Source organism: Micromonospora sp. WMMD723 (genome assembly GCF_049863385.1).
Lineage (GTDB): Bacteria > Actinomycetota > Actinomycetes > Mycobacteriales > Micromonosporaceae > Micromonospora > Micromonospora wenchangensis.
Genome location: NZ_JBMKNR010000001.1, coordinates 6378201 through 6394213, shown reverse-complemented (window position 1 = coordinate 6394213; position 16013 = coordinate 6378201). Strand labels below are relative to the sequence as shown.

Sequence of the window (16013 nt, the reverse complement as noted above, 5' to 3'; positions counted from 1 at the left end):
GTCCACGCCCGGGTGGCACCGTCAGCGGGTGTCGTCGGGCCCGGCGGCGGTCAGCAGCGCGACCAGGTCGTCGAGGGTGTCCAGGGGACGGCCCGGACCGTTCAGCTCGACCTCGACGTCGTACTCCGACTCGATCGCGTCGACCATCCGCAGCAGGCCGAGGGAGTCGACGCCGAGGGCGACCATCGAACCGCCGGTGAGCAGGTCGGTGGCCGCGACCTCACCCCCGGTGGCCTCGCTGACCAGGTCGGCGAGCCGCCCCCGCAGGTCGGTGGTGTCGGTGGTGTCCATCAGCACTCCTTCACGGACGGCCGGACGATCTCGGCGATCTCGGCGATGGTGGGGGTGTCGAAGAAGGCGTCCAGGGGCACCTCGACGCCGAGCCGTTGCTGGATGCGGCCACTGATCCGGGTGACCGTCAGGGAGTGGCCGCCCAGGTCGAACAGGTCCTCGTGCACGCCGATGTCGGGAATCCGCAGCACCTCCTGCCAGATCGTCCGCAACTGGGCCACCACCGGGTCGTCGTCAGCCGGGGGCGTCGGGGTGACGGCCGGGTGAACCGGGTCGGTGACCGGTGGCCGGGGGAGGTCCACGGCGAGATCCCGGGTGCCCAGGGCGGCCCGGTCGACCTTGCCGTTCGGGCTCGACGGCAGCCGGTCGAGCGGCACGAAGTCGGTGGGCAGCACGGCCGGCGGCAGGCTCGCCGCCAGGTGCCGGCGCAGCCCGGCCGGCTCGACGACGGCGCCGGCGCGGGGCACCAGGTAGGCGACGAGCCGGGGTTCGTCGGCGTCGGAGCGCAGCACCGTCGCCGCGTCGGCCACGTCCGGATGGTCGAGCAGCCGGGCGTCGATCTCCCCCAGCTCGACCCGGTGCCCCCGGATCTTGACCTGGTCGTCGGTGCGGCCGAGGAAGTCCAGCCGCCCGTCGGGCAGCCACCGGCAGCGGTCACCGGTGCGGTAGAGCAGCTGTCCGGGCGGCCCGAACGGGTCCGGCACGAACACCTCGGCGGTCAGGTCGGCGCGGCCCCGGTAGCCGGCGGCCAGCCCGTCGCCGGCCAGGTGCAGCTCGCCGGGCACCCCGATCGGCGTCGGCTGTCCCGTGGCGTCCAGCAGGTACGCCCGCACGTTCGGCAGCGGCCGTCCGATGGTGACCTCGTCGGCCTCGACGTCGGTCATCGTGGCGTACACCGTCGCCTCGGTGGGGCCGTACCCGTTGACCAGGCGGGCGGTACGGGCCCGCAGCTCGCGGGCCAGGGCGGGCGGCAGGGCCTCGCCGCCGGTGACGGCGACCAGCGGGGCCGGCGCGACCCCGGCGGCGTCCGGTCCGGGCGTGCCGAGGCCGGCCTCCAGCAGCACCCGCCAACCCGAGGGGGTGGCCTGGGCGTGGGTCACTCCGGCGGCGCGGACCAGCCGTAGCACGCCCGCACCGTCCAACGGGCCGACCGCCGAGGCGACGACCACCCGGCCGCCGGTGACCAGCGGCAGGAACACCTCCACGGTGGAGATGTCGAACGACAGCGAGGTCAGGTGCAGCCACCGGTGCGCGGGGCCGCTGCCCAGCAGGTCCCGGACGCCCAGCAGCAGGTTGGTCAGCGCGCCGTGCCGTACCGCGACGCCCTTGGGTCGGCCGGTCGAGCCGGAGGTGTAGAGCAGGTAGGCCAGGTCGTCGGCGGCCGGCGACCCGGCGGGGCCGGCCGGCGTCGGCACCGGCCCGGCGAGCAGCTCGACCCCGTCGAGGGCGAGGGTGGGCCGGGACAGCCCGCCCGCCGTCGGCGTCACCACCAGCGCGGGGTCGGCGTCGGTGAGGACGAGTTCCCGGCGGGCCGGCGGGTGCTGCGGGTCCACCGGCAGGTACGCCGCCCGGCAGCGCAGCACCGCCAGCAGGGTGACCACCGCCCGCCAGGACCGGTCCAGGGCGACCGCGACGATCGCCCCCGGCCCGACCCCGCGCTGCCGCAGCAGCCCGGCCAACCGGTCGGCGGCGGCGTCGAGCTGGGCGTAGCTGAGCGTCAGGTCGTCGTCGACCACGGCCGGCGCGTGCGGGTCGGCGGCGACCCGGGCGGCGAACAGGCCGGGCACGCTCGCCCCGGCGGGGTACGCCCGGCCGGTGTCGTTCCACTCCCGGGTGACCCGGTGGAGTTCGTCGGCGGGCAGCACCGGCAGCCGCGCCACCGGCCGGTCCGGGTCGGCGAGCGCGGCGGCGAGCAGGGTACGCAGGTGCGCGCCGATCCGGCGTACCGCGTCGGTCGGCACCGCCGCCGGGCTGTGCTGGAGGCTGACCGTGAGGCCGGTGGGGGCGTCCACGATCTGCACGTGCAGGGCGTTGCGGGCGGCACCGCCGAACAGCGTCCAGTCGACCTCACCGGCCACCCCGGGGAAGCTCGGCTCGCCGCCGCGTCGCCGGTAGCCGACGCTGACCGGGGTGAGCGCCGGGGCGGGGCGCAGGCCGGACACCACGTGGGCCAGTGGTACGGCCCGGTAGCGGTACACCTCGCGCAGCCGGTCCCGGACGGCGCGGGTGTGCGCCCGGAACGTGCCGTCGGCCGGCGCGACGGTGACCGGCAGTTCGTTGACGAACAACCCGATCCGGTCGGCCTGGTCCGGGGTACGGGTGGACAGCGCCACCCCGATCGGCAGGTCCCGGTTGCCGTACCGCCCGAGCAGGGCGTGCAGCGCGGCGAACAGCAGCTCGAAGCGGGTGACCCCGAGCGACCGGGCCACCGGGTCGATGCCGTCGACCACGTCGGCGGGCAGCGCCACCTCGACGGCGACGCCGGGCTCCGCGCCGGTGGGCAGCCGGCGCAGGCCGGGCAGCACCACGTCGCCGGGGCCGGACCAGTGCCGCGCCCAGAAGTCGCGGGCGGCGGGCAGGTCGGCGGCGATCCGCTGCTGCTCGGCCGCCGCGAGGCCGGCGTGGTCGGCTCCGGGCCACGGCTGTTCACCTGCCTGCCGGTGGGTGTCGGCCGGTCCCGGGGCGGGGTCGCGTGCCGGGTCGGTGGAGCGGGCGGCGGCGTACCCGGCGGCGAGGTCGGCGACCAGCACGTCCTTGGAGGTGCCGTCGAAGACCAGGTGGTGCGCGGTGACCAGCAGCAGGTGGTCGCCCGCCGCCCCGGTCAGCAGGGTGAACCGGGCCAGCGGGCCGGTCCGCAGGTCGTACGGTCGGGCGATCTCCTCGGCGACCCGCGCGTCGGTCAGCGCGCCGAGGGTGACGGCCGGGCGGGTGCCGGCCGGCGTCAACCGGGGGGTGCCGTCCTCGTCGGTGTCGATCCGGGTGGCCAGGGCGGGGTGCCGGGCGACCGTCGCCGCGCACGCCGCGACGAGGGCCGTCCGGTCCAGCTCCGCGCCGAACCGGATACCCACCGCCAGGTGGTACGCCGTGCCGGCGACCCCGGCCTGCTCGGTGAACCAGACGGCGTGCTGCGCGAAGGTCGCCTCGGCGGTGCCCACATGCTCTCCCATGGTCGTGCTGTCGGTGCGGGTGGTCAGTTGTCGAACAGGGCGGTGAGCTGCCGTTTGAGCACCTTGCCGCCCTCGTTGCGGGGCAGCCGCGACAGCAGCAGCAGCCGGGCGGGCAGTTGGTGGTCGGCGAGCCGGTCGGCGAGGAAGCCGCGCAGTGCCGGCAGCGTCAGCCCGTCCGCGCCGGCCTGCGGCCGGGCCACGACGGCGGCGGCCACCGCCGACCCGAGCACCGGATGCGGCACCCCCACCACGGCCACCTCGGCGACCAGCGGATGCTCGTGCAGCGCCGCCTCGACCTCGACGGTGGAGACCTTGAACGCGCCGGTCTTGATCACGTCCTGGTGCCGGTCGGTCAGGTAGAGGTAGCCGTCGGCGTCGATCCGGCCCACGTCGCCCATCCGCACCCAGCCGTCGCGGAAGGTGGCCCGGTTCGCCGCGTCGTCGCGGTAGTAGGCGCGCGGGTGCGGGGCGCGCAGCCACACGTCACCTGTCGTCCCGGCGGGCAGCGGGCGGCCGTCGGGGTCGGCGACCATGAGTTGCCCGCCGACCGGCCGGCCGACCGCGTCCGGCCGGGCCGGGTCGTAGATCATCGTGGTCTGCGCCGGGGCGGCCTCGGTGGAGGTGTAGTAGTTGACGATCGTGGCCTGCGGGAAGGCCGTGGCCAGCCGGGCCGCGACCGCCGGGGGCAGCGGCGCGGCGGTGGAGCCGATCAGCTGTACGCCGCTGGTGTCGCGGTCCCGCAGCGCGCCCGAGTCGAGCAGCTCGATGGCGATCGACGGGACCACGAACACCGTCCCGGTGCCGGGGGCGGCGACCAGCCGGGCGAACCGGACCGGGGTGAACCGGGGCAGGGTGAGCGCGGCGGCCTTCGCGGTCAACGCGTTGAGCAGCATCGTCTGCCCGGCGTTGGTGCCGATCGCGAAGGCGTGCAGGAACCGTTGCGAGTGGGCCAGGGCCAGCCGGCGCGGGTGGTGCGGCGCACCGGCGGTGAGGTTGGCGTGCCGGGCGGCCACCCCCTTGGGCCGGCCCGTGGTGCCCGAGGTGTAGAGGATCTGGGCGAGGTCGCCGGGGCGGGCGGCGGACGGGCCGCCGTCGTCGGGCCCGTCGGCGCGCAGCTCGGCGTCGCCGTACACCGCCACGCCGGGTGGGGCGGGCGGGGCGGGGGTGTCGTCACCGTGCACGACGGCGGTGGCCGCGCAGTGGGTCAGCGCGTAGCCGAGCTGCCCGGCGGCCGCCCGGTCGGACAGCGGCACCGCCACCCCGCCGGCCCACAGGACGCCGCAGTACGTCACCGCGTATCGGACCCAGTCGCGGGGGCCGAAGACCAGGCCGACCCGGTCACCGGGGCGCAGCCCCCGACGGCGCAGCGCGGCGGCGACGGCCCGCGCCCCGGCGGACCACCCGGCGAAGGTCAGCGTGGCCACCTGGTGCACCTCGACCGCCACCCGGTCGGGGTGCAGCCCGGTACGCCAGTCGAGCAGTTCCGGCAGCGTACGCGGCGGGGGCGTCCCGGCGGGGGTCGTGGTCACCGCGGCCCTCCCGCCGTCCCGACGCCCACCGGGGTCCGGTCGGCGGGGTCGGTCGTCCGGGTCCGGCGTTCCTCCAGGCCGACCAGGTCGTCCGGGGGCGCGTCGGGCACCTCGTCGTCGAACCGGGCCAGGGTGGGGGTGGCCAGCGACACCAGCGCGGTCAGCGCGATGCAGACCCCGAACAGCACGTAGAGCAGCCCGTGCCCCCGGCCCGGTCCGACCCCGAGCACCGCGCCGACGGTGCCGGCCAGCGCCCCGTCGGGCAGCAGCGTCGGCTCCACCACCCGGGCGGCGAACGGGGCGACGAGGCCCCAGCCCAGCGGCAGGGTGGACTGGGCGACCATCTGGTTGACCGCGAACACCCGGCCGTGCACCCGCGCCGGCACCTTGGTCTGGATGATCGTCTGGTAGACGCCGTTGACGATGCCCAGCGCCAGGTACATGCCGAACGCGCCGGCCCCGATGAGCAGTAGGTTGGGCCGCAGCCCGGTCAGCACGGCGGCCACCGCGATGCCGAGGGTGCCCAGCAGCACCGCCCGCATCCGGCGGTGCCGGGGGCCACCCCACAGCAGCATCACCAGGCCGCCGGTGGCCGCGCCGACCCCGCCGGTCAGCGCGACGCGGGACACGTCGGTGAGGTCGGCGAAGCCGAGCACCAGCGGGGAGAGCAGGAACAGCACCGGGAACAGGAAGAAGTTGAGCGCGGCGAAGAACGCCAGCATGGCGCGGAACTCCCGACGGCGCAGCGCGTAGCGCAGCCCGGCGACGATCTCGGTGCCGATGCCCTCGCGGCGTTGCAGGGCCAGCGTGCGGGGGAACCTGACGACCGCCAGCACCCCCACCGCGAACAGGTACGACGCCACGTCGACGAGCAGGATGCCGCGCAGCCCGACGGTCTCCAGCAGGGCGACGGCGAGCAGCGGCACGGTGAACTGGGTGAGGCCGACGGCGGTCTGGGTGAGGCCGTTGGCGTGGCCGAGGAAGCGTTTGGGCACCAGTTGCGGTACCGCCGAGACGAACGCGAGCCGTTGGAAGGCCAGCGCCACCGACAGCCAGCCGACCAGCGGATAGAAGTGCCACACCTGCACCCGGTCGGTGAACACCAGCCCGGCGAGCACCGCGTTGGCGCTGCCGGCGGCGAGCCCGGCGCACAGCAGCACCCGCCGCCGGCCGGTGCGGTCGATCAGCGCCCCGGCCAGCGGCGCGACCAGCAGACCGGGCAGCAGGCCGAGCACGGCGAACAGGGCGAACCGGGCGAGCGACCCGGTCTGCGTGTAGATCCACAGCGGGATTGCGAAGGTGGTCAGCGCGGTGCCCAGCCCGGAGACGACCTGACCGGCGGCGACCACGCCGAACCGGCGCAGGCTCGGCGGCGGGTCGCCGCGGTCCCGGTCGCCGTCGGCCGTCGGGTTCTGGCCGGTGCGGGAGACGGCGGCGAGCCGCCAGGGCGGTGGCGTGGCCGGCGCCCCGCCCGCGACCTGCCGGGGCGGGGCGTCGAGCCGCCGGTGCACATCGGTGACGATCTCGGCCAGTTCGGCGGCCCGGTACTTCAGGAAGTAGTGCCCGCCCTCGTCGATCACGGCGAGGGCGGTGCGGTCACTGAGGAAGTGCCACTCCCGGTACCGCTCCTCGTGGTAGTCGGTGCTGCGGTCCCGCTCGCCGACCACGGAGACCACCGGCGCGCGCAGCGGGGTGACCCGCTGGCGCATCAGCGTGGTGAAGTAGTCCTCGCTGACCCGGGCGTCGTGCCGCATCGCCCGCACCAGGAACCGCACCTCGTCGGGGGCGAGCGAGCCGACGGCGGTGCCCTGCGCCTGCAACCAGGTGCGGTAGATCCGGTCGCTGCGCAGCCGCTCGGCCAGCCGCAGCCGCAGCAGCGGCGCGAGCGGCCCGTCGGCGGGCCGGGCGAACGGGAACACCGCGCCGAGGTACACCGCGAGCAGGTCCCGTCCGGCGGCCTCCAACCGGCGGGCGACCTCCACGGCCAGCGCCCCGCCGGGACCGCAGTGGCCGTACACGATCAGCGGGCCGGTGACCCGGCCCAGCACCTCCGCGACCACGCCGGCGGCGACGTCGGCGATCGGCGCGGGCTCGTCGGCGAGGCCGATGTCGTGTCCGGGTACGGCCACCGACAGCAGTCGGTACCCGGCCGGCAGCGCGTCGGCCAGCGGCTGGTAGACCACCGCGCTGCCCCCGCCGTACGGGACGCACAGCAGGGTGGCGACCCGGTCGGCGGCGGACACCGGCGGGGTCAGCTCGTGCAGCAGCCCGGCCCGGCCGGCGTCGGGCCCGGCGACCAGGTCCGCCAGTTCGCGTACGGTGCGGTGCCGGAACAGGTCCATCACGCTGACCGTCGGTGGGGGCCCGTCGACGACGGCGGGCAGTTCCCGGCGCAGCCGGGCCACCACCCGGGTGGCCAGCAGCGAGTGCCCGCCCAGGTCGAAGAAGTCGTCGGTGACGCCGACCTCGGGTACCCCGAGCACCGCCCGCCACACGTCGGCCACCAGCGTCTCCACCGGCCCGACCGGGGGCACCCGCTCGCCGGTCGGGCCGTCGTCGGTCGGCTCGGGCAGGGCCCGCCGGTCCACCTTCCCGTGCTCCTGCAACGGCAGCCGGTCCAGCACCACCCAGCGGGTGGGCACCATGTGCTCGGGCAGCCGCCCGGCGAGCAGGCGACGCCAGTGCGCCGGGTCCGACCCGCCCGCGTCGGGCGTCGCCTCCAGGTAGGCCACCAGCCGGTCGTCGCGCAGCAGCACCGCCGCCTGGCGTACCCCCGGGCAGTCCCGCAGGGCGGCCTCCACCTCGCCCAACTCGACCCGGTAACCACGGATCTTCACCTGGTGGTCGCCTCGGCCGAGGAAGACCAGTTCCCCGTCGGCCCGCCAGCGGGCCAGGTCGCCGGTGCGGTACAGCCGGGCCCCCGGCGGCCCGTACGGGTCGGGCACGAACCGGTCGGCGGTCAGGCCGGGCCGGCGCAGGTAGCCCCGGGCGAGCCGGTCCCCGCCCAGGTACACCTCGCCGGGCATGCCGACCGGCACCTGGCGCATCCGCCCGTCGAGCACGTGCACCGAGGCGTACGGCAGCGGCCGGCCGGTCGGCACCGGGCCGACCTGCGGCGCGTCGGCCGGCACCCGGTAGGTGGCCACGCCGACGGTGGCCTCGGTGGGCCCGTAGTGGTTGAACACCCGGGTCGGCCCGGCGGCGAGCGGGGCGATCCGCTCCAGGTCGGACGCCTCGCCGCCGAGGATCAGCGCGCGGGCCGGCAGCAGGTCGTCCGGTGCGGTGTCGGCGGTCAGCGCGGCCAGGTGCGACGGGGTGATCTTCAGGTAGTCGATCCGTTCGTCGCGCAGCCGGGTGGCCAGTTCGGCCCCGGTGCCCCGGCGGGGGAGCAGGTGCACCGCGCCGCCGGTGGCCAGCGCCAGGTAGAACACGGTGACGGCGAAGTCGAACGACATCGACTGCACCAGCCCGTACCGGGCGGCCGGGGCGACCGCGAACCGGTCCGCCACCCCGTCGAGGTAGCGCAGCACCGGCCGGTGCGGCACGGCCACCCCCTTCGGGGTGCCGGTCGAGCCGGAGGTGTAGATCACGTAGGCCAGGTGCCCGCCGCGCACGCCGGTCGCCGGTCGGTCGTCCGGCTGGGCGTCGACCTCGGCGGTGATCTCGTCCAGACAGGTCGCCGCCGTCCCGGCGGGCAGCCGGTCGCGCAGCCCGGTGCCGGTCAGCAGCACGGCCGGTCGGGCGTCGGCGAGCATCAGCCCCAGCCGGGCGGCGGGCTGCTCCGGGTCCAGCGGCAGGTACGCGCCGCCGGCCCGCAGCACCCCGAGCAGCGTCACGGCCAGCTCGACCGACTGCTCCAGCAGCACCCCGACGAGGCGGTCCGGGCCCACCCCCCGGGCCCGCAGCCAGTGGGCGAGCCGGTTGGCCCGTCGGTCCAGCTCCCGGTAGCCGATCCGGTCGGTGCCGCAGACCACGGCCGGCGCGTCGGTGCTCGCCGCGACGTGCGGGTCGATCAGGTCGGCCAGGGTGACCGCCGCCCCGGTGACCCCGGTGCCGGACGGCGGCACCCCGCCGGCCCGGTGCCCGGCGAGGGCCAGCAGCCGGTCCCGACCGGCCGGGTCGAGCAGGTCCAGGTCGACCACGGGCCGGTCCGGTTCGGCGACGGCGGCGCGCAGCAGGGTCCGGAAGCTCTCGGCCAGCCCGGCGACGGTGGCGGCGTCGAACAGGTCGGTGTGGTAGACGAACGTGCCACGCAGCCCGTCGGCGCTCTCCGCGACGTACAGCGCCAGGTCGAAGCGGGCGCTGGCCGCGTCGGTGCCGACCGGTTCGGCGTGCAGGCCGGTCGGCCACCGGTTGCCGCCCCGGGCGTAGTTCTGCAGGGCGAACAGCACCTGGAACACCGGGGCGCGGGCGACGTCCCGGGTGACGTTCAGCTCCTTGACCAGACGTTCGAACGGGATCTCCTGGTGGGCCAGGGCGCGCACCACGGTGCCCCGGTTGCGGCGCAGCAGGGTCGCGAAGCCCGGCTCGGCGGCGGTCGCCGGGTCCGGCGAGAGGTCGGCGCGCAGGGCCAGGGTGTTGACGAACAGGCCGACGAGGTTCTCCAGCTCGGGCGTCACCCGCCCGGCCACCGGGGAGCCGACGGCGAAGTCCCGCTGCCCGCTGTACCGGAACAGCACGGCCTGTAGCCCGGTGAGCAGGGTCATGTAGAGGGTGGCCCGGTGGGCGCGGCTCAGCCGGCGCAGCCCGTCGGTGAGGTCGGCGTCGACGGTGAACCGGTGGGTCGCGCCCGCGTAGGACTGCACGGCCGGTCGGGGCCGGTCGGTGGGCAGCTCCAGCGGCGGCACCCCGGCCAGCGCGCGGGTCCAGTGGGCGAACCCGTCACCGGTCGGCGGCCCGTCGAGCCGGTCCCGCTGCCAGCCGGCGTAGTCGACGTACCCGGTGGTCGGCGGTTCGGGCGGGTCGCCGCCGTCGCGCAGCGCGGCGTAGCCGGCGGCGATCTCGCCGAGCAGCAGGTCCAGCGACCAGCCGTCGCTGACGATGTGGTGCATCGCCAGGTGCAGCAGGTGCTCGGTGTCGGCCAGCCGGACGACGAGCACCCGCAGCAGCGGCGCGACGGCCAGGTCGAACGGGGTGTGCACGGAGTCGGCGACGAGGGTGTGGGCGGCGTCGGTGCCCGGCGCGTCGGTGACGGTCACCGGCACCCGTACCTCGGGCAACACCGTCACCACGGGCTCCCCGTCGGCGCTCTCGATGAACCGCATCCGCAGGCTGTCGTGCCGGGCGGCGGTGGCGTCGAGGGCGGCGCGCAGCAGGTCGACGTCGAACGCCCCGCGCAGCCGCACCGTCGCGTGGACGACGTAGGCGGCGGTGCCGGGGGAGAGCTGTTCGGTGAACCAGATCCGCTCCTGGGCGAATGACAGCCGGGGATTTCCGGCGGCCCGGGGGATGGTGGAATGCGGCGGGGCGGCCCGCGTCGGTACGTCAACGTTCGTCACGCGGCGCCTTACTCGAAACGGTGCGGGCAGTGGCCAGTAGTCTGCCCGGCGGGCCCGAACCGTCGGATCGGCTGATCGGTCCACTATGGAAAGGACCTTCGAGCGATTCGGTGACGGTCGGCGCGTCGTACGGTCGGGAATGCGATTCGCTGACGTGGTGGTGCCCGCGCAATGGGCGTCGGAGACGCTGCTGTCCGCCGAGTTCTCCGGCGACGGGGCCGGCTCCGCGCCGTTGACCTGGGCCCAGCAGGTGATGTGGCGGTCCCTCGCCCGGTACGGTTCCCACCACGTCTTCCTCAACCTGCGCCGCACCGTGCCGGTGTCCGCGCGGGCCGGGGCGGACCCCGCCGCCGTGGTCCGGGCGGTCGGCGCGCTGGTCGGCCGGCACGGTGCCCTGCGGACCCGGGTACGGGTCGTCGACGACGTGCCCCGCCAGGAGACGGCGGCGGCCGGAGTGCTGCCGCTGTTGGTCAGCCCCGGGGTCGACGACGGTGCGCAGGCCGCCCGGGAGGTCGCCGGCCGGTTCGGTGACGTCGCGTTCGACCACGCCGCCGAGTGGCCGCTGCGGGTCGCGCTGGTGACCGTCGGCGACCGGGTACGGCAGATCGTGGTGGTGTTCAGCCACTCCACGGTGGACGCGCACGCCGCCGAGGTGGTGCTGCGGGACCTACGGCTGCTCGTGCTGCGCGGTGCCCTGTCCACCCCGGTCGGCCCGCAGTCGGTCGACGTGGCCCGCGGGCAGCACGGGATCGACCAGGGTCGTTCGGCGCGGGCGGTCGGGCACTGGCTGCGGGAGTTCGACAGGCTGCCGCCGTCGCCGCTGCCCACGCCGGGTCCGGGGCTGACGCCGCCGTGGCGACGGGGCGTGCTGGTCTCCGCGGCCGTCGACACGGCCATCCGGTTGATCGCCGCCCGGCACCGGGTCAGCGGTTCCGCGGTACTGCTGGCCGGGGTGACGGCGATGGCCGCCGGCCACGGTCACCGGGAGCGCACCGGCATTTTCCCGATGGCCCACAATCGGTTTCGGGCCGGGTACGCGAATGCCGTCGCCAATCTCGGCCAGATCGGTTTCGGCGTGTTGGATCTGTCCGGTCGCCCCCATTTCGGGGAGCTGTTGTCCCGGGTGTGGCGGGTGTCCCTGGACGCGCTGCGGCACGCGTATTACGACCCGGTCGCGTTGCGGCTCGGATTCGAGCAACGGGGGGTCGACCCGGCGTCGGCGTTCCAGCCGTACCACTACTTCAACGACGTCCGGTTGCCGGTCGGCGGCGTCGACCGGTTGCCGGCGGTGACCCGGGAGGCGTTGCGGGCGGCCACGGCGGACAGCACGTTCGCCTGGACGGCGGGGCTCGACCGGGCGGCCTGGCACCTGCTGACCCACGTGGTGGACGAGCCGGCCGGGGTGGGCGTCACGCTCACCGTCGATACCCGGCAGCTTCCGCTGGAGACCGTCGAGCCGTTCCTGCGCGGCCTGGAGGACCTGCTGGTGCGGGCCGCCTTCGACGACGTCCCCTGGCCCTGGTCACCCTCCACCGCGACAGCGGCCGCTGAGCCGGTCGCCGCCGACGGGTCGACGTACGCCGAGTTCGCCGGGGGCCGGGCCGCGACCGCGCCGCTGACCTGGGGACAGCGGGCGATGTGGCGGACGGTGGCGGAGTTTCAGGCCCCCGCCGCGTACCGGGTCCTCACCCTGCCCCGCACCCTGGCGGTCTCGGCGCGGGCCGGGGTGGACGTGCCCCGGGCGGTGCGGGCGGTGGGTGCGCTGCTCGCCCGGCACGAGTCGCTGCGTACCCGGGTCCGCCCCTACGACGGGCAGTTGTGCCAGGAGGCGTCGGCGGCGGGGCGGCTGCCGGTGGGCGTGCACGCCGTATCCCGGCCGGTCGACGACCCGGACGGCGCGCGGGTCGCGGCGGAGCTGGCCGCGCGACTGGCCGGGTCGCCGTTCGACCACGCCGTCGAGTATCCGCTGCGGGTCGCGCTGGTCACCGTGGCCGACACGGTACGACAGGTCGTGCTGGTGTTCAGCCACTGCGCCGTCGACCTCCACGCGGCGGCCACCGTGCTGCGGGACCTGCGTCTGCTGCTGCTGCGCGGGGCGGTCGACGACCCGCCCGGTCTCCAGTCGCTGGACGTCGCCGGGCAGGAGCGCACGGTGCAGCGGCGGCGGTCGCAGCGGGCGGTGGCGTACTGGCTGCGGCAGTTCCCCGGCCTGCCGATGACCCTGGCCGACCCGGTCGGGGCCGGTCCGGGACCCCGCTACCGGCAGGGCTCGCTGGTCTCCCCGGCGGTGCTGCACGCGTCCCGGCTGGTCGCCGCCCGGTACGGCGTCAGCACCTCCACCGCCCTGCTCGCCGCGACCGCCGCCGTGCTCTGCGGCGACACCGGGCAGGACGCCTGCGGCATCGTGGTGATGGCCAACAACCGGTTCCCACCCGGGTACGACCGGGCGGTCGCCACCCTGAACCAGATCGGGCTGTGCCGGCTCGACCTGACCGGGCGGCCCGACTTCGGCACCCTGCTGTCCCGGGCCGGGCGGGCGGGCCTGGACGCCTACCGGCACGCCTACTACGACCCGGTGGAGTTCGAGCGGGCGTTCACCGGGCGGGGCGACGACCACCGCAGCGTGCTGGCCCCGCTGTGCTACCTCAACGACACCCGGCTCGCCCCCGAGGCGCACCCGGGGGTGGCCGGACCGGACGAGGCGGCTCTGCGGGCGATGATGGCACCGGACGCGGTGCGCTGGGTGGGGGAGCTGGACCGGTTCGCGTGGCGCTGCCGGGTACAGGTGCGCGACGCCCCCGGCGCGGTGGAGCTGGCCGTGACCGCCGACACCCGCTACCTGCCGGTCGAGCGGGCCGCGCGGCTGCTGACCGGTGTGGAGGCGCTGCTGGTCGAGGCCGCCTTCCACGGGGTGCCCTGGCCGTGGTCCCCGGCGGGGTGGGGGTGTCCCTGAGGCCCGGCGGGACACCCCCACCCCTTCGACCGGGGCGTCGCGGTCCATCGTCCGCGACGCCCCGGCCGGCTCAGGCCGGGCTGCCGGTGACCGTGCTCCCGGACTTCGTGATCCGGTACGTCTTCTGCGTGCCGCTCCAGAAGTGGAAGGTCAGCGTGACGGGGCCGTCGTTGACCTCGGCGAAGAACTCCGGCTTCAGCAGGATGGTGTTGGCGGTGTAGTCGGGCTGGAAGTGCGTCCAGAACTCCTTGTAGGAGGTCCAGTTGGCCGGCCCGGCGCCGCTGCCGTCGGCGTACTTCGCCTCCATGGTGGCCAGCTGGTCACCCCGGAACTGGGTGGGGACGGCGAACGAGGCGGTCGTCCCGCTGGCCGCCGACTGGGTCGGCGGGTCGTAGGAGATGATGCTGATCTGCCACGGCACGCCCTGGGAGAAGCGGGCCTCGATGGTGGCGTTGACCCCGGCGGCCCGGTTGCCGGCGAGTCGGGTCAGCGCCGACGCGGTCAGCGTCAGGGTGCTGCCCGAGACGGTGTAGTCGGTGCCGGCGACCAGGTTGGTGCCGCCCTGCCGCAGGCCCTGCAACGACGTGCCGTTGAGGTTGAGGGTGAGCGACCTGGCGGTGATGGTGCCGCTGCGCGGCAGGTAGACCTGGTCGGTGGAGGCGGTGGCCGAGCGGGTGGTCAGGTTCGCCTTCATCAGGTCGTAGATGCCCTGGTCGCGCCATTGCAGGGTGGTGCGGTTGAGGAACGAGCCGGCGTCCCAGAGCATGGTGGTGAGGTTGCGGGTGCGGGCGTGGTAGCCGACGGCCTCGAAGAACTTCAGCAGTTCACCGCGTTCGATGATGCCGGGGCGGGTGTAGTCGTAGCTGAGCAGCGCCCACTCCCCGATGATCACCGGGATGCCCCGGGCGACGAACGACGTGCGGGCCCGCTCGAAGGTGCCGACCAGGTCCTGTTCGACGTTGCTGTCGTAGCGGGTGCCCCCGGCGATGTTCACGCTGAACGGCCAGTACCCGTAGAAGTGGATGGTCGCGGCGATGTTGGGGTCGCGCAGCTGGCTGATCGTGGTGTTCAGCGCGTCCATCCGGGCCTGCTCGCCGCTGGTGTGCAGGGTGGGCAGCACCAGCAGCCGGGTGGCGTTGCCGCCGCCGGACTGGCGGATCAGGCGGACGAACGCCAGGTGCAGCTCCCGCAGCACCTCGTCGCCCTGGGCGTCGTCGGCGGTCCCGGTGAACTGCGGCTCGTTGATGTTCTCGAACACCAGCTTGGCCGAGTGGTCGCGGAAGGTGGTGGCGATCTGGGTCCACAGCGCGGTGTACCGGTTCATCACGGTGGTGCGGTCGCCGGGGTAGCCGTTGAGCCACTGCCACGAGTCGTGGTGCAGGTTGATCATCACGTAGAAGCCCTCGGCGAGCGACCAGTCGACCACCTGGCGGACCCGGGCCAACCAGACCGGGTCGATGGTGTACGTCGGGGCCGGTCCGGTGTGGTCGGTCCAGGTCACCGGGAGGCGGATGCTGCGGTAGCCCTGCGAACGCACCTGCCGCAGCAGGGCCTGGGTGGTCAGCGGGTTGCCCCACGCGGTCTCGTCGGGGATCGCGTCGAGGGTGTTGCCCAGGTTCCAGCCGGGCTGCATCGCGGCCACCGTCGCCATCGGGTCGCCACCGGGTGACGGCGACGGCGAGACCGTCGGGGAGGGGGAGACCGTCGGGGACGGCGGCGCGGTGGTGCCGGTCGGCGTCGGCGTGCTCACGCCCCCGGTGCAGGCGACCCCGTTGAGGGTGAACGAGGTCGGTACCGGGTTGCTGCCCGTCCACGACCCGTTGAAGCCGAAGGAGACGGTGCCGTTGGTGGCGATCGCCGCGTTGTAGCTGAGGTTCTTCGCGGTGACCTGGTCGCCTGCGGCGGTGGTCGTCGCGTTCCACGCCTGGGTGACGCGCTGGCCGGCCGGGAAGGTCCAGGCCAGGCTCCAGCCGTTGACTGCCTCGCCGAGGTTGGTGACCTGGACGTCGGCGGTGAAACCGCCCTGCCACTGGGCCGGCACGGTGTACGCCACCCGGCAGCCGGCGGCGGCCTGGGCGTTGCCGGTGACCATCAGGCCCGCCAGGAGCAGGGCGGCGAGGGTGCCGGCGAGCAGGCCGGCCCGCTGTCGCATGCGTCGGAGGTGCTGGGTACTCATCAGGGAACTCCTCGCCGGATGACACCGGTGGGTGGGGGTTGGTGGGACGTCGCCCCGGCCGGGTGGCCCCGGCCGGTCCGACGTCGACCGGGTCGGGGGGGTGCCACGGCGCGTCGTGCCGGCGCGACCGGGGGTCGGATGGCCGTCCGGCGGCCCGGCCGCAACGGGGCGGGTGTGGACGCTGCCCGGGGCGTCCACGGTGAGTGGCGAGGCTCCCGCCTGGAAACGATCGGAGATAGATCCCGGAAAGTTTCCGTCGCAGACCTTACAAGTATCGGTCGACGTGCGTCAATGACCTGCTCCGTTCACACCCTGGGGTCCACCCCGCAGCGATGACCTGCCGCTCGACCTAGCGCGCTCCCGGAGTGCTTTCGGTTCGCGAGGGAAAGTTTCTGTCCC

Annotated in this window: 6 protein-coding genes; 1 reads left to right on the top strand and 5 read right to left on the bottom strand. The window is 75.2% G+C overall.

Annotated elements, in window-relative coordinates; all coding sequences use genetic code 11:
* Positions 1–21: 21 nt before the first annotated feature.
* From ACN261_RS27750 to ACN261_RS27735, 4 genes are read right to left on the bottom strand one after another with little or no spacing between them, the layout of a single operon-like run.
* Positions 22–291 carry a phosphopantetheine-binding protein gene (locus ACN261_RS27750; protein ID WP_421482601.1) on the bottom strand — a complete coding sequence of 90 codons (270 nt, stop codon included), beginning with the start codon at positions 289–291 and terminating at the stop codon, positions 22–24.
* Positions 291–3458, bottom strand: coding sequence for a non-ribosomal peptide synthetase (locus ACN261_RS27745; protein ID WP_425852951.1), 3168 nt, complete (start codon positions 3456–3458; stop codon positions 291–293). Before ACN261_RS27745 ends, ACN261_RS27750 begins: the two co-directional genes overlap by 1 nt.
* A 23-nt stretch (positions 3459–3481) precedes the next feature.
* On the bottom strand, positions 3482–4987 hold the full coding sequence (locus ACN261_RS27740; RefSeq protein ID WP_425852949.1) for an AMP-binding protein: 1506 nt from the start codon (positions 4985–4987) through the stop codon (positions 3482–3484).
* Entirely contained in the window at positions 4984–10485 is a 5502-nt protein-coding gene (locus tag ACN261_RS27735; protein WP_425852948.1) for an amino acid adenylation domain-containing protein, read from the bottom strand. Before ACN261_RS27735 ends, ACN261_RS27740 begins: the two co-directional genes overlap by 4 nt.
* A gap of 139 nt (positions 10486–10624) precedes the next feature.
* Between ACN261_RS27735 and ACN261_RS27730 the strand changes: the two genes are divergently transcribed.
* A complete protein-coding gene (locus ACN261_RS27730) occupies positions 10625–13438 on the top strand; it encodes a condensation domain-containing protein (protein ID WP_425852946.1) in 2814 nt (937 codons plus the stop codon).
* A 70-nt stretch (positions 13439–13508) separates the two neighbouring features.
* On the opposite strand, the gene ACN261_RS27725 is transcribed toward ACN261_RS27730, so the two are convergent.
* Positions 13509–15614 (bottom strand): cellulase family glycosylhydrolase, encoded by a 2106-nt coding sequence (locus ACN261_RS27725; protein WP_425852944.1) that lies wholly within the window; start codon positions 15612–15614, stop codon positions 13509–13511.
* Positions 15615–16013 lie beyond the last annotated feature (399 nt).